Raw genomic sequence first — 20,106 nt, forward strand, 5'->3', positions numbered from 1 at the left:
CCCGGGAGGCCGGCGGTACGGTCGGCGTGTGGCGGGGTCGGATGCTCTCGGGCGGGCCGGTGCGTCGTGGGACGAGGGGCCCGGGGCCGGTGCGTGGATCGGCGTGCGCCTGGGCGAGTTCGGGCAGAGCGTCGGGCACGCGGTGCCGCACGGGTACGACGCCTACGCGGTCGTCCCGCTGCGTCCCCACCCCGAGCACCCCGACCACCTCGAGGACGCGCACGCGACCCTCGGGCGGGTGCTCGACGCGCTCGCGCCGGTCACGGGTGACCAGCCGGTGCACTGCGGGCTGTGGGAGGGCTGGGGGTTCCTGTTCGACCACGGTGCCGACCCCCGGTACGCGCCGGGGATGGGCGCCCTCGTCGGGTGGGGCGCGGCCGAGCCCTCGCCTGACGCCGAGGAGCTCGAGCGTGCGCGTGCCGCGGCGCGCGAGGCCATGGCGTCGCGGCGCGTCGAACGCCCCGCCGCCGAGCCCCTGCACCTGCCGCACCGCGCGTACCACCTGTGGACGGGCCCGCTGCGGGCGGCGCTCGCGCTCGCCGGGCTCCACGGCGACCCGCCGTCGCTCGTGTGGCCCGACGACCGCACGTGGTTCGTCGGCGTCCCGATCTACACGCGCGAGCTCGCGGTCGGCGGCCCGGGGCGCGTCGTCGACGCGCTCCTGGCCGACCCCGCGCTGGGCGCCCGCCGCGCCGCACCGGACGACCTGCTCGACGTCGACGACTGACCCGATGAGTCCGGTGGGCCACGCCGGTCTGGACCCGTGACCCCCACCCCGACCGGAGGTACCGCCATGGCGACCGTCGTCTCGACCCTGTTCATCTCGCTCGACGGCGTGGCCGAGATCGATCCCGCCTGGCACTTCCCGTACTTCGACGACGCCATGGGCGCCGGTGTCGGCGAGGACTACGAGGACGTCGACGTGCTGGTGCTCGGCCGCGTCACGTACGACTCGTTCGCCGGCGCGTGGCCCGACCGGGAGGCCGCGGGCGGCGACGACGCGTCGTTCGCGCAGCAGCTCGGCGACACCCGCAAGCTCGTCGCGACGCGCGGCAGCCAGGACCTCGGGTGGCGCAACGTCGAGCGCACGGACGACGTCGTCGCCGCCGTGCGGGCGCTCGAGGACGACCCGTCGGTCGGCAAGGTGCTGGTCGCCGGCTCGATCTCGGTGGTCCGCCAGCTCCTCGACGCCGGCCTGCTCGACGAGCTGCGCCTGTTCGTCCACCCCGTCGCCGCGCGCACCGGCGAGCGGCTGTTCGCCGAGGCCGACACGATCCAGACGTTCGCGCTGCGGAGAGCCGACCCGTACCCGGCGGGCGTGATCAAGCTGGTCTACGCCCCGGCCGGCCTGCCCGGGGCCGCGACGTACGACGACGCGAAGGAGCACCTGCCGGAGGCGTGAGGTGCGGGCTGCCGGCGGAGCGGGTCGCGGCTGCGACGGGGGCGTCGTCGGAGACGGGAGGTAGCGTCGTCGCCCGTGGACACCCGGGTCGCCGCGTACGCGGTCGTCGTCGCCGACGCGCGCCGGCTCGCCGGCCTCCCGGTGCGAGGCTGACCCGTGCCGTCGTACCGCGTCACCGCGCACGTCGGTCTGCTGCGCCCGGGCACGTCGGCACCCGACGTCCTGCCCGAGGCGGTGGCCGCCGCGCGGGCCCTGGCGACCGTCGAGGCGTTCGACGTCGGCGTGGTCCGCGGCCAGGCGCGCGTGACCGTGCGGTTCGAGGCGGACCACGACACGGCGGCGCGGCGGGTCGGCCGGGCGGTCCTCGAGCGGCTGGACGACCTCGCCGACATCAGCGACGGCCGCCTCGTGCGCCGCTACGGCAACCGCTGGTACCCACCCCGCCCCCCGGGCCACCGCGACTGACCCACCCGCCCCGCCCCCAGGGCGCGAGAGAGCAATCCAGTCACATTCACCCTGGGGTGAGAGTGCCATCCAGTTGGGGGTCGCCCCCCGGATGGGGGTGAGAGTGCCATCCAGTCGGGGGTCGCCCCCCGGATGGGGGTGAGAGTGCCATCCAGCTCGCGCTCGGCTGTGCTGGATTGCACTCTCGCGGGAGGGGGTGGGGGGCTGGGTGCCCGGGCGCCCCCTCTCGTGCGTGACAGTGCAATGCAGCTCGGGCTCGGCGTACTGGATTGCACTCTCGCGGGAGGGGGTGTGGGGGCTGGGTGCCCCCTCTGGTGCGTGACAGTGCCATCCAGCTCGGGGCGGGTGTGCTGCGTGGTGCGTCCGTGCATCGGGGTGGTCGGCGGGGGAGGGGGCGGGCAGGCTGGGGCGGTGGTCGCACTGGACGACGTCGTCGACGAGCTCTACGGCGGGGCGCTCGACGACTTCGTCGCGCGTCGGGACGCCGCCGTCCGCGCGGCGCGTGCCGCGAAGGACCGGGACCTGGCCGGCCGCATCGGGTCGCTGCGCAAGCCGACCCTCGCCGCCTGGGCGGTCAACCTGCTGGTGCGCGACGACCCGACGCTCGCCGGCGCGCTGCGTGACCTCGGCGAGGGCATGCGCGACGCGGAGCGGTCGCTCGACGGGCCCGCGCTGCGCGAGCTGGGCAAGCAGCGGCGCGCGCTGGTGGCAGGGCTCGTCGCCCGCGCGCGGCGGCTCGTCGCGGACGCGGGCCAGAAGATGTCCGCCGCCGCCGCCCAGGAGGTCGAGCACACGCTGACGGCGGCGCTCGCGGACCCGCGCGTCGCCGACGCCGTCGCCGCGGGGACCCTGACGCACGGCACCGAGCACGTCGGCTTCGGCAGCGCGGACGGGGGAGCGGAGTCGGCCACGGTGGGCGGGGACGGGGCCGACGGCGCGCGCGGCCGCGCCGAGACGTCCCGTGCGACGGACGCCGCCACGGGCCGTGCAGCGGCGGGACGCGGCGGCACGCTCCCCGGGACCGACGACGGTGGGGCGTCCGCCGACGCGTCCGGTGCGGGCGAGGAGCCTGCCGCCGGCAGCCGCGCGACGACGCGGCGCACCGCCGGGACCGCCACGAAGGGGGCGTCCGGCTCCGCGACCGGCTCCACGACGAGCGCCGCGGACCGCGCCGCCGCTGCCGAGGCCAAGGAGCGCGAGCGGCGCGAGCGCGAGCAGGAGCGGGCGCGCCGCCGCCACGAGCAGGCCGTCGCGGCGCGGGAGGCGGCGGAGGCGGAGCTCGACGGCGCCCGCACCCGGCACGAGGACGCCGCCGCAGCCGAGCAGCAGGCGGTCTCCACCCTCGAGGACGCCGAGCGTGCGTCGTCGGAGGCGTACGCCGCGGAGGAGGAGCTGGTGCGCGCGCTCGCGGACGTGCGCCGCCGGCTCGCCGACGCGCGTGCCGCCCTGCCGCGGGTCGACGAGACGCTCGTCGCGTCCCGTGCCCGTGCCCGCGCGCAGGAGAAGGCGGTCCGGGCCGCGGCGCGTGAGCTGGACCGGGCGACGGCCGCGGCGGACCGTGCGCGCGCGGCGGAGGCCCGTGCGGCCGACGACCTGCCCTGACCGCCGGAGGTGTGCAGCGTTGGTCGCGCTGGACGCCCCGAACTCTGCACACGTGCCGACGTGCCGACGTACCGGATCGCGGGCTCGCGCGTAGGGCCGACGTCCTGCCCGGAGGCGGCGCGTCCGGTCATGATGGGCCCGTGCCCACCGAACCGGACGACGACGAGCTCGAGCTGATCCGCCGATCCGGCGCGGTCCTGCGGGTCGGTCGCCTCAGCCTCGCGTCCGGCACCGGCTCCTACCGCGTCAAGGCGTCGATGGCCCGCGTGGCCCGTGCGCTCGGCATCGACCGGCACCAGGCGCACGTCACCCTCACCGAGATCACGACGACGTCGCACCGCGGCCGCTCGTTCCGCACCGAGGTCACCGAGGTCCGGACCGTCGGGGTCAACACCGACCGGCTCGCCGAGCTCGAGCTGCTCGCCCAGCGCGTCGAGGCGCGCGCCCCCGTCACGGTCGACGACGTCACCACGGAGATCGACCGCATCGCCGCCAAGCCGCCGCTGTACCCGGTGGTGCTCAACGCGCTGTGGGCGGCGATCGCGTGCGCGGCCTTCGCGTTCCTCAACAACGGCGGCCTCGTCGAGGTCGTCGGGGCGTTCGTCGGCGCCGGGCTCGGGCAAGGGCTGCGGCGGACCATGCTGCACCGCGGGTTCAACCAGTTCGGTGTCACGATGCTCGCGGCGAGCCTCGCGAGCCTGTCGTACCTGGGGTTCGTGCAGGCGCTGCACGCGCTGGGCGTCACGGGCGGCGTGCACGAGGCGGGGTACGTGGCGGCCGCGCTGTTCCTGGTACCCGGGTTCCCGCTGGTCACCGGGGCGCTGGACCTCGCCAAGCTGGACTTCTCGGCGGGGGTCGCGCGACTGACCTGGGCGTTGATGATCTTCGTGTCGGCGGCGTTCGCGGTGTGGGCGGTGTCGATCGTCATCGGCCTGTCGCCCGACCCGCCGCGCGAGCTCGCGCTGGACCCGGCCGCGATGACGCTGCTGCGGCTGCTCGCGTCGTTCGTCGGCGTGCTGGGGTTCGCGCTGATGTTCAACAGCCCGTGGACGATGGCGCTCGTGGCCGCGGGCGTCGCGACGCTGCCCAACCTGCTGCGCATCGAGGCGGTCGTGCTGCTCGACTGGCCGCCGCAGGCCGCCGCGGCGGTCGCCGCGTTCCTCGTCGGGCTGCTGGCCGCGTGGGTGGCGCCACGCCTCAACATCCCGCGCATCACCGTGTACGTGCCGGCCGTGACGATCATGGTGCCGGGCGTGCCCGCCTACCGGGCCGTGTACTACCTGAGCAACGGCGACGTGACCCAGGCCCTGGAGTACGGGGTCTCCGCGGCGCTCGTCGTGACGGCGCTGGCGGTGGGCCTGGCGGTCGCCCGGATGGTCACGGACCGCGAGTGGGGCTTCGAGCAGTGACGTCGCCGACGCGCCCGGGCGCGCCCGGCCGGGCCCCGCTTTGGCCACAGGACGGGTGACCGGTAACGTGTGCTCGTCCTGGAGACGTCGCATAGCCAGGTCTAGTGCGCGGCCCTGCTAAGGCCGTGAAGGGGTCAACCCTTCCGTGGGTTCAAATCCCACCGTCTCCGCGTCGCGAAGGCCCGGTCCTCGGACCGGGCCTTCGTCGTGCACGGGCGTCACAGGCGCAGCAGCCCGGCCGACGTCGGCCGGAACCCGCAGACGCGGTAGAAGCCGTCGAGGTGCGGCTCGAAGTCGACGTGCAACCACGTGCAGCCCACCGAGCGCACCTCCGCGGTGAGGCGCTCGACGAGCCGTCGCCCCGTGCCGCGCCCCCGGTGCGCGGGGTCGACGACGGTGTCCAGCACGAAGGCGTGGGTGCCGCCGTCCCCGCACGCGTGCACGAACCCGACCAGCTCGTCGCCCTCGAAGGCGCCGACCCACGTGACGCCGTGGCGCGCGAGCCGTGCCGCCCACGGCCGCACCTCACCGGGCGGCTCACCGAAGGCGCGGGCGTGCAGGCGGCTCAGGGCGGCGTCGTCGACGTCGAAGCGGACGCGCAGGGCGGGGGAGGTCACGCCCCAGGCTGCCGCAGGCCGGGCGCCGCCGGCGAGGTGTTTGACCGGCCGGCGCGCGATGCCGACCCGGCGTCACGTCACCTCGGTGCGTGCGGCGTGCGGCGCCTCGGTCAGGTGCGTCAGGTCGACGTCCCACGTGCCGTCCGGGGCGATGCGCCACGTGCCGGTGTCGAGCATGTCGTGCCAGCGGGCGATGCGCTGCGGCAGGGTCGAGTGCGCGACGACGAGGGGCTCGCACGACGGGTCGTGGCGGAACGAGTCGGGCCCGGGCAGGGAGCCGTCGAGGACCAGCGGCAGCACGTGCCCGTGCACGGCGACGACCCAGTGCGGCTGCCACGGGCTGCTGGTGAGGGTCCCGGCGCGGGCCTCTGCCGCCGACGCCTCCAGGTACTCGCGCGAGCGGCGCAGGCTCTCGTCGAGCGGCGCGAAGTCCTGACCGGGTGCGAGGTGGGCGGCCGCGCGCCCTGGTCGCGCTCCCACGCCGTCGCGCCACGTCCACAGGGCGAGCACCTCCTCGCTCAGGTCGTAGCCGCGGCGGTCGGCGACCGACAGGGCCTCGGCCAGGGTCAGTCCCGGGCGCAGGCGGGTGACGACGACGGCCCCCAGTGACACGAGCCGCGCCGCCCAGCCGTGCAGCGCGTCGTGCACCTCCTGGGCGGTCACGCCGCCGCCCTGCCGTCGCGCGTCCCTGCGGCCTGTGACTGTGCCGTTGCGGCGTCGTCATGACAACCAGCCACCGTGGCCTCCTCCGTGCGTGTGACGTGCAGGATCCCGCTCCTGCGCGGAGGCGCCACAGTGACACACGTTGGCACTCGTCGTGTAGGGGATCGTGACTTCCCACCCGCTCGGGCGAGCGTCCGCGGGTGACGCGCGGCACGATCGGCCCCCTACCGACCAGTAGCACGCCGGTCTCGCGGGTCGGTGTGGCGGACGACGCAGCGAACCGGTTTGGGTCCGGCCCTCCGTGCCTGTATCGTTCTCGACGGCCCGCGAGGGCCGTGCGCCCGTAGCTCAATGGATAGAGCATCTGACTACGGATCAGAAGGTTGGGGGTTCGAGTCCCTTCGGGCGCGCAGCAGTGACGAAGGCCCAGCACCTCGACGGTGCTGGGCCTTCGTCGTCCCCGGGGTCGAGCCGGTCGGCCTCACTCGACGACGATGCTCCGCCCGTCGACCACGACCGTGAGCCCGGGAGCGTCGGGGGCGCCGTCGGGCAGGGCGACGACGCTGGTGGTGGGCGCGAGGTCCATCGTGCAGACGTCCGTGGCGCCCGGGCCGGTCAGCGTGATGCTCAGGGCGCCTGCGCCCGCGTCCCACGTGACGTCGGTGGGCAGGACGGGGCACGTGCTGCTGCCGTAGGTGACCACCTGGAGGTGGCGGGGGTCGTCCCCGGCGACGACGGCGGTCTCGCCCTCGGTGACGCCCTCGGGTGCACCGGGGAACGTGGTCTCGGCGACGGACGGGACCGCGTCGGCCGTCGCGGACGTCGTCGGTGAGGGTGTGGCTGTCCCCTCGCCCGGACCGGTGCTGCCCGCGCTGCCCGTGCTGCCGCTGCTGCCGGCGCACCCCACCAGCAGCGCGACCAGCAGAATCGTCGGTGCCGTGCCTCGGATCGTCCTCATCGCCCTGCCCTCCGTGGGCCGCGCGACCGGCGGCCGGGTGACCAGCATGGCGCGGATGCGGGTCGCGCGGGAGGCCCGGACCGCGCGGGCCAGGCGTCAGACCGCGACCGCGGGCTTCTGCGTCGTCGCGGACGGCGGCTGGTCCTCGGACCACAGCCCCGCGAAGGCCCGTGACACCTCCTGGCCGGTGCGCAGCACCGCATCTGGCGTGCGTGGGACCGGGCGAGGACGGCGTACTGCCGACGCACGTGCTGCTCGAAGGACTCGAGGACCTCGTCGCTCGGCTCCGGGACGGGTGGGCCGCCTCGCGCCGGGACGTGCGCGTCGCCGCCGCGGCGGTCCGGGTGCGAGGAGCGCCGGTGCACCTCGCTCGCCCGTCGGTCGCGTCCTCCCCGGCGGCGTGCCCCGTCCTCGGGCACGTCGGTCACGGCCGGCGCCTGCGGGGGTACGGGGTGGTCTGCGCGTCGCTGTCGAACACGATCGCCTCGTCGGGCGGGCTCGTCGCCGGGGCGTCGCTCTCGCGTACCGGGGCCGCTGCGGGCTCGTCGGGATCCCGGTCGCGGTCCTGCGGGCGCTCGCGCTCGTCGGTGCCCATCGGTGCCTCCCGAGGTGTGCCGAGGAGTGCGGTCACGCACCCGCCCCTGGGGGAGGAGACATCTCGCGGGGCGTCGGTACGGCGCACCGGCGTGCCGTGGGGAACGGCAGCTACGAGCCCGGCGCGGACCGGAGGGCCTCCTCGACGGGCGGCGCCGACGCCGTGCCGGACCCGGCCGCCCGCCCGTGGCGCTGCACGGGCCGTTCGACCAGCCACCAGCTCGCGGTGGCCACCAGCACGGTCGCCGGCAGCACGACCAGTCCGGCGGTGTCGCCGAGCGCGGGCCGCAGCCACAGGGTCAGTGGGTAGTTCCACAGGTAGGCGGCGTACGAGACCGTGCCGAGCGCGACGAGCGGACGCCACGCGGGTGCCGGGGTGACGTGCCCGCGCCACGCCTGCATGAGCACGACGGTCGCGACCGCCACCGCGGGCCCGGCCAGCAGGTACGTCGCGGCGTGCCCGCGCAGGTCCGCGACCGTCAGCGCCGCGAGCAGCGTCACCGCGGCGACCACCGCGTGCCGGCCCCGCCAGGCCGCCGTCCACCGGTCCTGCGTCACACGGGACGCCGCGCCGATCACGAAGCACCCGATCCACGACGTCGCGAGCGGGTACGCGGCGTCGGGGTCGTCACGGAACCACACGACCGTCAGGACGCACAGCGCGGCCGATGCGGCCCCGGCCAGCACCAGCCCGGTCCGCAGCCGCCGCGCTCGCGCGGCCAGCACGATCACGAGCGGCCACAGCAGGTAGAACTGCTCCTCGGTCGCCAGCGTCCACAGGTGGTAGATCGCGGGACTCACACCGACGAGGCCCACGTACGGCAGGTTGGCGGTGTAGGTGAGCGACACCGCGACCGTGCGCGGCAGGGTCCCGCTGTCCCCGAGCGGGTCCAGCGTGAGCGTCACCAGCACGAAACCGACGACGAGGACGAGCAGCGCGGGCACCAGGCGCCGCGCCCGCCGCAGCCAGAAGCGACGCAGGTCCACCCGGCCCGTCGCGGCGGCCTCGTCCACCAGCAGGCCCGTGATCAGGTGCCCGGACAGCGCGAAGAACATGACCACCCCGACGACGCCCGCCCCCGGGAACACGTCGGGCCACGCGTGGCGCAGCATGACCAGCCCGATGGCGACGCCCCGCAGCGCGTCCCACGCGCCGACGCGAGCCGTCACGACGCGCGCGACGCGTGCCGCACCCGCGCCTGCGCCACCAGCTCGGCCACCAGCTCCGGGTACGTGATGCCGACGGCCGCGAACATCTGCGGCACCTGCGAGTGCGCCGTGAGGCCGGGCATCGTGTTGACCTCGTTCAGCACGGGGCCGTCGGCGGTGAGGAAGAAGTCGACGCGTGCGACGCCGTCGCAGCCGAGGGCGTCGACCACCGTCAGCGCAGCGGTCGCCAACCGGTCGGCGTCCGCCGGGTCCAGCGCCGCGGGGACGACGAACCGTGCGCTGCCGTCGTACTTGGTGGCGGTGTCGAAGACGGCGCCGGCGTGCCCGATCTCCAGGGCCGGGGACACCAGGGTCGTGCCGTCGGGGCGGCGCAGCACCGCCACGTCGATCTCCCGTCCCGTCACCACCTCCTCGACGAGCACCCGGTCGTCCAGCCGGAGGGCCGCCGCGACGGCGTCGGCGAGCTCGGCGACGGTGTCGACGCGGCGCACCCCGTGGCTGGACCCGCAGGCCACCGGCTTGACGACCGCGGGCAGGCGCGGGGCGGCGACCGCCTCCGCGACGTCGCGCACGACCCGGCCGTCGGCCACCGCCACACCCACGGCCGCGGCGACGAGCTTGGTGACCCACTTGTCCATGCCGGCGGCCCCGGCGCGCACACCCGAACCGACGCACGCGACGCCCGCCAGGTCGGCCAGTGCCGCGAGGGTCCCGTCCTCGCCGTGCGGCCCGTGCACCGCGGGCAGCAGGACGTCGCACGTCGCGACGACCGCGACCGCCTCGGCGAAGGACACCGCGGTGCCCCCGACCCACCAGGTCCCGTCCGGCGCGATGGTGAGGGCCACGACGTCGTGCGTGGGTGCCAGGGCGTCGTGCACCGCGCGGGCGCTCGCGAGCGACACGTCGTGCTCGGCGTTGGCGCCGCCGCCCACGACGGCGACGCGGCACGCGGGCGCGGGCGGTGACGTCGGAGGTCGGTCCTGCAGGTCGGACGTGGTCACGGGTGCTCCTCAAGGGCGGACGGACGGGAGGTCGGCGGTGCGGGGACGACGCGGCGCACGAGCCGCCGCCCCAGGCCGGTGAGCAGCTCGTGCGGGAGCGTGCCCGCCCAGCCGGCCCACTCGGTGAGCGTGGGTGCCGCGTCGTCGCCCGTGCCGATCACGGTGACGACGTCGCCCGGCCGTACGGACAGGTCGCCGACGTCGACGACGACCTGGTCCATCGACACGCGCCCGGCGAGCGGGCGGCGGCGGCCGTGGACCAGGACCTCGGCGCGGCCCGACGCGGTCACCGGCAGGCCGTCGGCGTACCCGAGCGGCAGCAGCGCGAGCCGGGTCGGGGCGGTGGTCACGTACGTGTGGTCGTACCCGACACCGACGCCCGCGCCGACGTCGCGCACCTGGACGACCGGAGCGGTGACCTGCGCCGCCGCGCGCAGCACGGGGAACCGGCCGGTGGGGTCGATGCCGACCAGGCCGGCGCCGACGCGCGACAGGTCGAACCTCGCGGCGGGGAGCCCCAGCACGGCGGCCGTCGCGCCGAGGTGGCGCAGCGCGGGCCGCAGACCGGCGGCGTGCGCGTGCTCGACGCCGCGCACGAACCGCACCGTGGCCGCCGCGTTCGCCTCGACGTCGAGGCCTGCCGCGCAGGCCAGGTGGCCCATCACGCCGCCGACCCGCACGGTCCCGGCCACCTCGGCGCGCCGCGCGGCGGTGCACAGGCCGGGCCACAGCTCGGGCGGGCAGCCGTCACGCGCCGCCCCGCAGTCGAGGTACAGGTGGACGTGGACGACGCGACCCAGCCGACGTGCCGCGGCCACGGCCGCGTCGAGGTGCGCGACGCTCGGCACGGCCACGTCGACGCCGTGCAGGACGGCGTCGGACAGGTCGGCGCCCGGGGCGTCGAGCCAGCTCAGCAGCGGGGCGTCCACGCCTGCCAGGCGCAGCTCGACGGCCTCGGTGAGCGTCGCGACCCCCAGGGCGTCGGCGCCGTTGCCGAGCGCGGTGCGGGCGACGTCGACGGCACCGAGCCCGAACCCGTCGGCCTTGACGACGGCCATGAGCCGCCGCGCGGACCCGGCCAGCAGGCGCGTGTTGTGCGCGACGGCGTCGAGCCGCACGGTCAGGACGGGCCGGGTGCGGTCCACAGCGGCGACACCGGCGGCCCCCGGTGGGCAGAGGGTCGTGCTCACGTCGCCACCGGCCCGTACAGCGCCGCGGGCTGGTCGGTGACGAGCGCCCAGTAGCGGTCCCCGAAGCTCCAGTGCCACCACTCCGTGGGGTAGTTGACGAAGCCGGCGCTGCTCATCGCGTCGGACAGCGCGGTGCGCAGCGCGCGGGCGGCCGGCGGCACAGGGGCGTCGGTGAAGCACCGGCCGTCGCTCTCCTCCGGCGTGGCGTCCAGCGGGCAGCCCAGGTCGAGCTCCCGGCCGGTGGCGTCGACGAGGGTCACGTCGACCGCCGCGCCGGCGACGTGCGGCGCGACGGCCACCGGCGCCACGTAGCGGCTGGTGAGGCGGTCGACCTCGTCGTCCGTCGCCCCGGGGTGGTCCCGCCGGACGAGGGACCGGTACCGGGTGACGATCACGGCCTGCGCGGCAGGGCTGCGCCACCCCTCCGCCAGGGCGAGGTGCGTGCCGGTGGGCAGGGCCGCACCCGCGAGGGCGAGGCGGCGGGCGACCGTCGCCCGGACGCGCGAACCCTGCGGCCCGCCCACGTGCAGGCGTGGCGTGGGGGCGATGACGAGCGGCTCGCCGGTGTCGGCCACCGGGACCGCCGCGACCCGCGGGTCGTGCAGGAGGATGACGTCGGTGCTGGTCAGGGGCATGCAGCGACGCTATGCGCCGGCGCCGCAGCCCCGGCTCCCCCTGGGGTCTCGACGTGCGGCGTCCCCGGGGGCACGTCGTGACGGGCGCGTCCCCCCGTGCGGGGGCGGCGCCGCGCGGCCCGTCCGCCCGCGGGATGACGTGCACGTCCCGCGGCGGGGGGACGTCACCCGGGGCCGCGGTCCGGGGTGCGGACGCGGAGCGTGCGTGCGCAGACTGGACGGGCACCAGGAGGTGAGCGTCATGGACGTCCCCGCGATCGACCCGACCATCCCGCCCAGCGGCCCCGGCTGCGTCGAGTGCGAGCAGGCGACCGGCTGGTGGGTGGCCCTGCGGCGGTGCGCCGCGTGCGGGCACGTCGGGTGCTGCGACAGCTCGCCCGGGCAGCACGCCAGGGCGCACTGGACCGCCACCGGTCACCCCGTCATGCGCACGTACGAGCCGGGTGAGGGCTGGTGGTGGGACTACGCGGCCACGGACTACACCGACGGCCCGCCGCTCGCGCCCCCGCTGGCGCACCCCGACGACCAGCCGACCCCCGGCCCGGAGGGCCGCGTCCCGCCGGACTGGCGCCAGCACCTCCACCGGTGACGGTGCCCGGGGTGACGCCGGCAGCCCACGGCCCGGCGCCCGTCGCGCGGGCCTAGCCTCGAGCCATGCCCTCGCCCGTCAGCAGCGCGCCCACGACGTTCGTCACCGCCGGAAGGATCGTCCTGGGTGCGGGCGCCGCCGACCAGGTCCCCAAGCTGGTCGCCGGCCTGGGTCGACGGGTGCTCGTCGTCGCGGGCCGGTCGGCCGACGTGGACGCCCTGGGTGCGGCGGCGGTCCACCGCCACCGCGGCGAGCCCGACGTCGAGGCTGTGCGCCGCGCGGTCGCCGTCGCGCGCGAGGTGCGGCCGGACGTCGTCGTCGGCTGGGGCGGCGGGTCGGTGCTGGACCTGGCCAAGTGCGTCGCGGTGCTCGCCGGTGGTGGCACGGACGTGCTCGACCACCTGGAGGTCGTCGGGCACGGGCTGCCGCTGCCCGCCGGCGCGCTGCCCGTCGTCGCCGTCCCGACGACGGCCGGCACGGGTGCGGAGGTGACGGCCAACGCGCCCGTCCGGGTGCCCGAGCGGGGCGTGAAGGCGAGCCTGCGCGGACGGGCGATGCTGCCGACGGTCGCCGTGGTGGACCCGCTGCTGACGCTGGGTTGCCCGCCCGCGCTGACGGCGGCGTCCGGCGCCGACGCCCTGACCCAGTGCCTCGAGGCGTTCACGACCCCGCACGCGACCCCCCTGACCGACCCGCTCGCGCGCGACGGCCTGGTCCGCGCCGGGCGCAGCCTGCGGCGCGTCGTCGAGCACGGCGACGACGTCGACGCGCGCACCGACCTGAGCGTCGCGGCGCTGCTGTCCGGCATGGCGCTCGCCAACGCGAGGCTCGGCGCCGTGCACGGGCTGGCGGCGGCCCTCGGCGGGCGGCTCGGGGCGCCGCACGGGCAGGTGTGCGCCGCGGTGCTGGCCGCGACGACGGCCGCCAACGTCGCCGCGCTGCGCCGCACCGGCCCGCACGGGCCGGGCGTCGCGCGGTACGACGAGGCCGCCGTCGCGCTGACCGGCCGGCCGGGTGCCCGCGCCGACGACGCGGTGGCGTGGCTGGCGGACCTCGTGGCAGCCCTGCAGGTGCCGGGCCTGGGGGCGCTCGGGCTGGCCGCCGCCGACGTGCCGGCCGTCGTCGCCGACGCCCTGGCCGCGTCGTCCACCCGGGGCAACCCCGTCACGCTGACGCCCGCCGAGCTGGCCGACGTGGTGACGGCCTCCTGGTGACGCGGGCCGCGAGGAAACGAGGGGCGGTCACGGCGCATCGCCGGGAGGATGGGTACATGACCACCCTCGACCGGCTCACCGCCGACCTGACCACGTCCCTCAAGGCCCGCGACACGCTGCGCACCAGCACCCTGCGCCAGGTCATCGGCGCCGTGCGCCACGAGGCCAAGGCCGGCGCGGTCGAGCGCGAGCTCACCGAGGACGACGTGCTCAAGGTCCTCGCCCGCGAGGTCAAGAAGCGTCGTGAGTCCGCCCAGATCTACACCGACGCCGGTGCCCCCGAGCGCGCCGCGACGGAGGCGGCCGAGGCGGACGTCATCGACGAGTACCTGCCGACGCGTCTGACCGACGAGGAGCTCGCCGCCCTCGTCGACGCCGTCGTCGCGGACACCGGCGCCTCGACGCTCAAGGACATGGGCGCCGTCATGAAGGAGGCGACCGCCCGCGCGCAGGGCCGCGCCGACGGCAAGGCCCTCAGCGCCCTGGTCAGGGCACGCCTGACGGCGTGACGCCCGCCGCGGGCCGGCGCGTCAGCCCTGACGTGCCGGCTCGTCCGTGAGGGGGGACACGTCCGCGGACTCCGGCACCGCGGCCTCGGCCATCGCCCGCCGCCCCGAGGGCAGCGCGACGCCCGCCACCACGACGAGCATGAGCGCGACGCCCGCGGCGACCAGCAGCGACTGGATCGTGAACCGGTCCGCCAGCGGCCCGAACACGGCCATGCCCAGCGGCATCGCGACGGCCATGACGATGCCGACGAACCCGAAGACGCGCCCCTGCCGCTCCGGCTCGACCTTCTCCTGCAGCACCGTCATCGTCGGTGTCGAGAAGAACGGCACGCCCAGGCCGATGAGGAACATGAACCCGAAGAACACCCACATGTTCGTCGAGAGCCCGAGTCCGACGTTGAGCACCGCGAACAGCGCCGTCGTGAGGACCACGGTGTGCACGCGGTTGCGCAGGCCGCCCCACCATGCGACGACCACGCCGCCGAGGGTCATGCCGATGCTGAAGGCCAGCTCGTTGGCCGTCAGCTTCCACACCTCCTCGCCGAACGTCCGCACCACCATCAGCGGCGTGAGGAACGACGGCGCGACGATCAGCACGAAGACGATGCCCCACATCGCCAGGACCCAGCGGACGAACGGCGTCGTCGCGACGTACCGCACCCCGCCGACGAGGTCCGCGAGGTAGCCGCGGACGCCCGCGACCTGGTCGGGGCGCACCAGGCGCGGCACCGGGACGAGCAGCAGCAGCCCGATGCCCATGAGCGCGGTCACGACGTCGACGAAGAAGATGGCCTCGATCGACGCCCAGGCGTACAGGCCGGCGGCGAGCGCCGGCGCGACCAGCATCATGGCCGACTGGATCGTGGCGTTGATGCCGTTGACGCGCATGAGCTTGTCCGTCGGGACGATCTGCGGCAGCAGGGCGCCGACCGCCGGGGTCTGGATGCCCGCGCCGGCCGAGCGGATCGCGGCGGCGACGTACAGCAGCCACAGGTCGTCGTACCCGGACAGCAGGAGCAGCGCGAGCCCGAGCGTCGTCGCGGCGATGGTCGCGTCCGCGCCGATGATGAGCGCGCGGCGGTCGAGGCGGTCGGCCCACACGCCGCCGAACACGGACACCACGGCCTGCGGCAGGAAGCCGACGGCGGCGTACACGGCCATGACCGCGCCCGAGCGGGTCTCGAGGGCGAGGTGCCACAGGATCGCGTACTGCACGAGCATCGAGCCGAGCAGGGAGAACGTCTGTCCGGTGAGGAACACCGACACGTCACGACGCCAGCGGGGGCGGTCGGTGGAGGTCGTCATGGCAGGCCTCTGCAGGGTCGGGGGTGGTCGCGGGGTAGACCACGCGGGGCGGTGGGACTCATCGGGCGGCGCCGGGCGATGTCGTCATGCTCACCCGGCGCCGGCGGGGATGTCATGCGGTTTGTGGCGGTCCGTGTCGGTGGGCGGGTGCAGCATCGGACGTGCGGGCGACGAGCCCGGGCACCGCGGCCGGTCGGTACGGGACGGGACGGTCGGTGACGACGGGCGCACGACGACGGGGCGCATGGGACGGGGGCACGATGACGGCGACGATCACGGCCACAGGGCTGGTCAAGCGGTACGGCACGGTCGAGGCGCTGCGTGGTCTGGACCTCGAGGTGCCGGCCGGCACGGTCATGGGCCTGCTGGGCCCCAACGGCGCGGGCAAGACCACCGCCGTGCGGATCCTCACGACCCTGCTGCGGCCGGACGAGGGTTCGGCCCGCGTCGCGGGTGCGGACGTGCTGCGCGAGCCCGAGCAGGTGCGGCAGCGCATCGGCCTGTCCGGGCAGAGCGCGGCGGTCGACGAGAACCTCACCGGCGCGGAGAACCTCGAGATGATCGGACGGCTCTACGGATTCCCGCGGCGCCGGGCACGGGCCCGCGCGGACGCCCTGCTGGGAGCCTTCGACCTGGCCGACGCGGGCGGCCGGCCCGCCAAGACGTACTCCGGCGGCATGCACCGCCGGCTGGACCTGGCGTGCGCCCTGGTCGCCGAGCCGCCGGTGGTGGTGCTCGACGAGCCGACGACGGGCCTCGACCCGCGCAGCCGCCTGCAGATGTGGGACGTCATCGCGGACCTGGTGCGCGCGGGCACGACGATCCTGCTCACGACGCAGTACCTGGAGGAGGCCGACCGCCTCGCCGACGCCATCGTCGTGATCGACCACGGGCGCGCGATCGCCCGCGGCACCGCCGACGAGCTCAAGGCGCAGGTCGGCGGCGAGCGGGTGGAGGTGCTGCTGGCCGACGCGGCGGCGTCCGCCACGGCCCGCGCGGCGCTCGCGGACGTGGCGTCCGGGGACGAGGTCCACACCGACGGCGACGGGCGCGCGCTGTCGGTCGCCGTCGCCGACGGCACGTACGCGCTGCGCCGCGTGCTGGACCGGCTGGACGCCGAGGGCGTGGCCGTCCTCGAGGCGGGGCTGCGGCGCCCGACGCTCGACGACGCGTTCCTCACCCTGACCGGGCGGCCCGCGGAGGACGTCCCCGTGCCGGCGGGGGTGGCCCGATGACCACGCTGGCCCGCACGGTGGTCGACACGCACGTCGTCGCCAAGCGCAACCTGCTGAAGATCCTGCGCGTCCCGGAGATCCTGGTCGCCGTCCTGATCTCGCCGATCATGTTCGTGCTGCTGTTCGCGTACGTCTTCGGCGGCGCGATCGACCCGGGGGACGGCGTGAGCTACCGGGAGTTCCTCATCCCGGGGATCTTCGCTCAGACCGTGGTCTTCGGGGCGACGTTCACGGGTGCCGGCATCGCGGAGGACATGCAGAAGGGCATCCTCGACCGGTTCCGGTCGCTGCCGATGTCGCAGTCCGCGGTGCTCGCCGGGCGCACGGCGTCCGACGTCGTGTACAACGTGCTCTCGCTCGTCATCATGGCGCTCACCGGTCTGCTCGTCGGGTGGCGCGTGCACGGCACCGTCCTGGAGGCGGCCGCGGCGTTCGGGCTGCTGCTGGTGTTCGCCTACGCGGTGAGCTGGATCATGGCCCTCGTCGGGGTTCTCGTGCCCAGCGTCGAGGTCATCAACAACGCGTCGTTCATCGTCATCATGCCGCTGACGTTCGTGTCGAACGCGTTCGTCCCGCTCGAGTCGTTCCCGGAGCCGCTGCGTCGCGTCGTCGAGTGGAACCCCGTCTCGACGCTGACCCAGGCGTGCCGCGAGCTGTTCGGCAACACCAGCCCGGACGCAGCCGTGCCCGACGCGTGGTCGATGCAGAACCCCGTGGCGTACACCCTGGTGTGCGTCGTGCTGATCCTCGTGGTGTTCGCACCGCTCGCGATCGCGCGGTACCGCCGCACGTCGCGCTGAGGACGGGCGGTGGAATGAGAGATGAATGAGACGTGGCGTACGACACGCCGCGAAACGCGCGGTCTGGGAGGTTCGTGCGTCCGGGGGAAGGCCTCTTGGCCTGGTCGGACGCGGATGGGGGAACTACCGTTGCGCAAGTGACTGAGAACCGTACCAACGGCACCGCACCAGTGGCCGCGCCGCAGCACTCCGTCGAGGGCTTCGTCAAGGAGTTCCTGCGCGAGCTGAACTTCGGACAGGGGGTCACGCTCGAGCGTGCCAGCGTCAACGACCAGTACCTGGCGCTCGCGCGCACGGTCCGTGAGTACCTCATGGCCCGCTGGCTCGAGACGCTGCGCCGCCAGCGCGACGCCCAGGCCAAGTCGGTCGCGTACCTGTCGGCCGAGTACCTGCTGGGCCGTCAGCTCGACAACGCGCTGATCGCCACCGACATGACGGAGATCGTCGAGGAGGGCCTCGCGTCCCTCGGCATCGAGCTCGGGAAGCTGCGCGAGCAGGAGGTCGAGCCCGGGCTCGGCAACGGTGGCCTGGGCCGCCTGGCCGCGTGCTTCGTCGACTCCCTGGCGACCATGAGCGTGCCGTGCATCGGCTACGGCATCCGCTACGAGTACGGCATCTTCCGCCAGACGTTCGTCGACGGGTGGCAGGTGGAGCAGCCGGACACGTGGCTGTCCCTCGGCGCGCCGTGGGAGTTCCCCCACCCCGAGGCAGCGGTCACCGTGCACTTCGGCGGCTCGACGGAGAAGTACACGGACGACGACGGCGTCGAGCGCACCCGCTGGGTGCCCGCCTGGGACGTCCTCGGCGTGCCGTACAACTACATGGTCCCCGGCTACCAGAACGGCCGCGTGAACACGCTGCGGCTGTGGAGCGCCCAGGCGACGAACGCGTTCGACCTCGCGATCTTCAACTCCGGCGAGTACGTCGACGCGGTGCGCGCCCAGACGTTCGCCGAGAACATCTCCAAGGTCCTGTACCCCGAGGACTCGACGCCGCAGGGCAAGGAGCTGCGGCTGCAGCAGCAGTACTTCTTCGTGGCCTGCTCGCTGCGCGACTTCGTCGAGAACGTCCTGCCGGAGGACTTCGACCTGCACGGCCTGCCCGAGCGCATCATCTTCCAGCTCAACGACACGCACCCGGTCATCGCCGTGCCGGAGCTCATGCGCATCCTCGTGGACGAGAAGAAGTGGGACTGGGACGAGGCCTGGGCCGTCACGCGCCAGTGCTTCGCGTACACCTGCCACACGCTGCTGCCGGAGGCGCTGGAGGTCTGGCCGGTCGCCCTGCTCGGCAAGCTGCTGCCGCGGCACCTGGAGATCATCTACCGCATCAACGACGACTTCCTCGCCGAGGTCGCGCAGCGGTACCCCGGGGACGAGCTGCGCCTGCGCCGCATGTCGATCATCGCCGAGTACCCCGAGCGCTCGGTCCGCATGGCGTACCTCGCCACCATCGCGGGCTCGAAGGTCAACGGCGTCGCCGCGCTGCACTCCCAGCTGCTGCGGGACAAGGTGCTGCCGGACTTCTCCGAGTACTGGCCGGACAAGTTCACGAACGTCACCAACGGCGTCACGCCCCGCCGCTTCATCCGGCTGGCCAACCCGGCGCTGTCGGACCTCATCACCGACGCCATCGGCCCGGGCTGGATCACGGACCTCGAGCGGCTGCGGGAGATGGAGCCGCTGGCCGACGACCCCGAGTTCCGGCAGAAGTTCCGGGACGTCAAGGCGCACAACAAGGTGCGGCTCAACGCGCTGCTGCAGCGCCGCGACGGCGTCACCCTGCCGGTCGACGCGATGCTCGACGTCATGGTCAAGCGCCTGCACGAGTACAAGCGCCAGACCCTCAAGGTCCTGCACATCGTGTCGCTGTACGAGCGGATCATCACCGGTGAGCTCGACCCCACGTCGATCCCCCCGCGGGTGTTCGCGTTCGGCGCCAAGGCGGCCCCCGGCTACAAGATGGCCAAGCAGACGATCGGCCTGATCAACCACGTCGGCCGCACCGTCAACGCGGACCCGCGCGTCAAGGGGGCGCTCACCGTCGTCTTCCCGCCGAACTACAACGTGACCCTCGCCGAGACCCTCATCCCGGCGGCGGACCTCTCCGAGCAGATCTCGCTGGCCGGCAAGGAGGCGTCCGGCACGGGCAACATGAAGTTCGCCCTCAACGGCGCGCTGACCATCGGCACGGACGACGGCGCGAACGTCGAGATCCGCGAGCTGGTCGGCGACGACAACTTCTTCCTGTTCGGGCTCCTGGAGCCCGAGGTGGAGAAGATCGTCGCGGCCGGGTACCAGCCGTCGCGGTACTACGAGGAGAACCCGCTGCTGCGGCGCGCGATCGACCGCATCGCGTCCGGGGCCTTCGCCGACGGCGACCGCACCGTGTTCGAGCCCATCGTGTCCAACCTGCTGCACGAGGACCGGTTCCTCGTCCTGGCCGACTTCCAGTCGTACCTGGACGCCCAGGACCGGGTGGACGCGGCCTACCGGGACACCGAGGCGTGGACGCGCTCGGCGATCCTCAACGTCGCCCGCTCGGGGTTCTTCTCCTCCGACCGCTCGATGTGGGACTACATCGACCGCATCTGGCACTCGCAGCCGGTCCACGCGCGCTGAGCCGACCGGCGCCCACCCGGCCCCGGCCCCCGCGACCACGTCGCGGGGACCGGGGCCGCGGTGCGTCGTCACCCGTGCGCCTCGGCAGGTCGGGACGGGTCACCCGCCGGATGCTCGGCGCGACGTC

20 protein-coding genes and 2 tRNA genes are annotated in these 20,106 nt (G+C 74.9%); 13 read left to right on the top strand and 9 right to left on the bottom strand.

Annotated features, from left to right (window positions below; translation table 11 throughout):
* Positions 1 to 28 precede the first annotated feature (28 nt).
* The 6 genes from NP075_RS02660 (at position 29) to NP075_RS02685 (ending at position 5,048) form a co-directional block, all read left to right on the top strand.
* Complete coding sequence (locus NP075_RS02660) at positions 29 to 727, top strand: hypothetical protein (RefSeq protein WP_227566313.1); 699 nt, start codon at positions 29 to 31, stop codon at positions 725 to 727.
* A gap of 36 nt (positions 728 to 763) precedes the next feature.
* Positions 764 to 1,402 carry a dihydrofolate reductase family protein gene (locus NP075_RS02665; protein WP_348519250.1) on the top strand — a complete coding sequence of 213 codons (639 nt, stop codon included), beginning with the start codon at positions 764 to 766 and terminating at the stop codon, positions 1,400 to 1,402.
* 156 nt (positions 1,403 to 1,558) lie between these two features.
* Entirely contained in the window at positions 1,559 to 1,867 is a 309-nt protein-coding gene (locus NP075_RS02670) for a hypothetical protein (protein ID WP_227566311.1), read from the top strand.
* A 411-nt stretch (positions 1,868 to 2,278) separates the two neighbouring features.
* Positions 2,279 to 3,469: a hypothetical protein gene (locus NP075_RS02675; protein ID WP_227566310.1), complete on the top strand. Its 1,191-nt coding sequence runs from the start codon at positions 2,279 to 2,281 to the stop codon at positions 3,467 to 3,469.
* 140 nt (positions 3,470 to 3,609) lie between these two features.
* Positions 3,610 to 4,878: a threonine/serine exporter family protein gene (locus tag NP075_RS02680; RefSeq protein ID WP_227566309.1), complete on the top strand. Its 1,269-nt coding sequence runs from the start codon at positions 3,610 to 3,612 to the stop codon at positions 4,876 to 4,878.
* A gap of 80 nt (positions 4,879 to 4,958) precedes the next feature.
* Positions 4,959 to 5,048, top strand: a tRNA-Ser gene (locus NP075_RS02685).
* A gap of 48 nt (positions 5,049 to 5,096) precedes the next feature.
* On the opposite strand, the gene NP075_RS02690 is transcribed toward NP075_RS02685, so the two are convergent.
* Both NP075_RS02690 and NP075_RS02695 read right to left on the bottom strand, forming a co-directional pair.
* Positions 5,097 to 5,495 carry a GNAT family N-acetyltransferase gene (locus NP075_RS02690; RefSeq protein ID WP_227566308.1) on the bottom strand — a complete coding sequence of 133 codons (399 nt, stop codon included), beginning with the start codon at positions 5,493 to 5,495 and terminating at the stop codon, positions 5,097 to 5,099.
* A 72-nt stretch (positions 5,496 to 5,567) separates the two neighbouring features.
* Complete coding sequence (locus NP075_RS02695) at positions 5,568 to 6,158, bottom strand: SMI1/KNR4 family protein (RefSeq protein ID WP_227566307.1); 591 nt, start codon at positions 6,156 to 6,158, stop codon at positions 5,568 to 5,570.
* Between the two features lie 337 nt (positions 6,159 to 6,495).
* Here NP075_RS02695 and NP075_RS02700 point away from each other — a divergent pair.
* A tRNA-Arg gene (locus tag NP075_RS02700) sits at positions 6,496 to 6,568 on the top strand.
* Between the two features lie 71 nt (positions 6,569 to 6,639).
* Here NP075_RS02700 and NP075_RS02705 read toward each other — a convergent pair.
* The 6 genes from NP075_RS02705 to NP075_RS02730 form a co-directional block, all read right to left on the bottom strand.
* Positions 6,640 to 7,116, bottom strand: coding sequence for a hypothetical protein (locus NP075_RS02705; RefSeq protein ID WP_227566306.1), 477 nt, complete (start codon positions 7,114 to 7,116; stop codon positions 6,640 to 6,642).
* A gap of 424 nt (positions 7,117 to 7,540) precedes the next feature.
* Positions 7,541 to 7,711 (bottom strand): hypothetical protein, encoded by a 171-nt coding sequence (locus NP075_RS02710; RefSeq protein ID WP_227566305.1) that lies wholly within the window; start codon positions 7,709 to 7,711, stop codon positions 7,541 to 7,543.
* A 110-nt stretch (positions 7,712 to 7,821) separates the two neighbouring features.
* A complete protein-coding gene (locus NP075_RS02715; RefSeq protein ID WP_227566304.1) occupies positions 7,822 to 8,880 on the bottom strand; it encodes an acyltransferase family protein in 1,059 nt (352 codons plus the stop codon).
* Positions 8,877 to 9,881, bottom strand: a complete 1,005-nt coding sequence (locus NP075_RS02720; RefSeq protein WP_227566303.1) for a D-alanine--D-alanine ligase family protein — start codon at positions 9,879 to 9,881, stop codon at positions 8,877 to 8,879. The genes NP075_RS02715 and NP075_RS02720 overlap by 4 nt, the downstream gene beginning before the upstream one ends.
* A complete protein-coding gene (gene alr, locus NP075_RS02725) occupies positions 9,878 to 11,071 on the bottom strand; it encodes an alanine racemase (protein WP_227566302.1) in 1,194 nt (397 codons plus the stop codon). The genes NP075_RS02720 and alr overlap by 4 nt, the downstream gene beginning before the upstream one ends.
* A complete protein-coding gene (locus tag NP075_RS02730) occupies positions 11,068 to 11,706 on the bottom strand; it encodes a M15 family metallopeptidase (protein WP_227566301.1) in 639 nt (212 codons plus the stop codon). The genes alr and NP075_RS02730 overlap by 4 nt, the downstream gene beginning before the upstream one ends.
* Before the next feature lie 241 nt (positions 11,707 to 11,947).
* Here NP075_RS02730 and NP075_RS02735 point away from each other — a divergent pair, with 241 nt between their 5' ends.
* The 3 genes from NP075_RS02735 to NP075_RS02745 all read left to right on the top strand — a co-directional run bounded on the left by NP075_RS02735 (position 11,948) and on the right by NP075_RS02745 (position 14,018).
* Positions 11,948 to 12,295: a UBP-type zinc finger domain-containing protein gene (locus NP075_RS02735; RefSeq protein WP_227566340.1), complete on the top strand. Its 348-nt coding sequence runs from the start codon at positions 11,948 to 11,950 to the stop codon at positions 12,293 to 12,295.
* 65 nt (positions 12,296 to 12,360) lie between these two features.
* On the top strand, positions 12,361 to 13,509 hold the full coding sequence (locus NP075_RS02740; protein ID WP_227566300.1) for an iron-containing alcohol dehydrogenase: 1,149 nt from the start codon (positions 12,361 to 12,363) through the stop codon (positions 13,507 to 13,509).
* A gap of 56 nt (positions 13,510 to 13,565) precedes the next feature.
* A complete protein-coding gene (locus tag NP075_RS02745; protein WP_227566299.1) occupies positions 13,566 to 14,018 on the top strand; it encodes a GatB/YqeY domain-containing protein in 453 nt (150 codons plus the stop codon).
* A 21-nt stretch (positions 14,019 to 14,039) separates the two neighbouring features.
* On the opposite strand, the gene NP075_RS02750 is transcribed toward NP075_RS02745, so the two are convergent.
* Entirely contained in the window at positions 14,040 to 15,323 is a 1,284-nt protein-coding gene (locus NP075_RS02750; protein ID WP_227566298.1) for an MFS transporter, read from the bottom strand.
* A gap of 260 nt (positions 15,324 to 15,583) precedes the next feature.
* Here NP075_RS02750 and NP075_RS02755 point away from each other — a divergent pair, with 260 nt between their 5' ends.
* The 3 genes from NP075_RS02755 (at position 15,584) to NP075_RS02765 (ending at position 19,979) form a co-directional block, all read left to right on the top strand.
* Complete coding sequence (locus NP075_RS02755) at positions 15,584 to 16,558, top strand: ATP-binding cassette domain-containing protein (RefSeq protein WP_227566297.1); 975 nt, start codon at positions 15,584 to 15,586, stop codon at positions 16,556 to 16,558.
* Positions 16,555 to 17,358 (top strand): ABC transporter permease, encoded by an 804-nt coding sequence (locus tag NP075_RS02760; RefSeq protein WP_227566296.1) that lies wholly within the window; start codon positions 16,555 to 16,557, stop codon positions 17,356 to 17,358. The genes NP075_RS02755 and NP075_RS02760 overlap by 4 nt, the downstream gene beginning before the upstream one ends.
* 137 nt (positions 17,359 to 17,495) lie before the next feature.
* On the top strand, positions 17,496 to 19,979 hold the full coding sequence (locus NP075_RS02765) for a glycogen/starch/alpha-glucan phosphorylase (RefSeq protein WP_227566295.1): 2,484 nt from the start codon (positions 17,496 to 17,498) through the stop codon (positions 19,977 to 19,979).
* Positions 19,980 to 20,106 lie beyond the last annotated feature (127 nt).

Source organism: Cellulomonas wangsupingiae (assembly GCF_024508275.1).
Lineage (GTDB): Bacteria > Actinomycetota > Actinomycetes > Actinomycetales > Cellulomonadaceae > Cellulomonas > Cellulomonas wangsupingiae.

Coding starts and splice junctions, on each gene's coding strand:
- NP075_RS02755 (WP_227566297.1), top strand. CDS start 15,584: ATGACGGCGACGATCACGGCCACAGGGCTGGTCAAGCGGTACGGCACG.
- NP075_RS02750 (WP_227566298.1), bottom strand. CDS start 15,323: ATGACGACCTCCACCGACCGCCCCCGCTGGCGTCGTGACGTGTCGGTG.
- NP075_RS02740 (WP_227566300.1), top strand. CDS start 12,361: ATGCCCTCGCCCGTCAGCAGCGCGCCCACGACGTTCGTCACCGCCGGA.
- NP075_RS02735 (WP_227566340.1), top strand. CDS start 11,948: ATGGACGTCCCCGCGATCGACCCGACCATCCCGCCCAGCGGCCCCGGC.
- NP075_RS02705 (WP_227566306.1), bottom strand. CDS start 7,116: ATGAGGACGATCCGAGGCACGGCACCGACGATTCTGCTGGTCGCGCTG.
- NP075_RS02745 (WP_227566299.1), top strand. CDS start 13,566: ATGACCACCCTCGACCGGCTCACCGCCGACCTGACCACGTCCCTCAAG.
- NP075_RS02760 (WP_227566296.1), top strand. CDS start 16,555: ATGACCACGCTGGCCCGCACGGTGGTCGACACGCACGTCGTCGCCAAG.
- NP075_RS02710 (WP_227566305.1), bottom strand. CDS start 7,711: ATGGGCACCGACGAGCGCGAGCGCCCGCAGGACCGCGACCGGGATCCC.
- NP075_RS02730 (WP_227566301.1), bottom strand. CDS start 11,706: ATGCCCCTGACCAGCACCGACGTCATCCTCCTGCACGACCCGCGGGTC.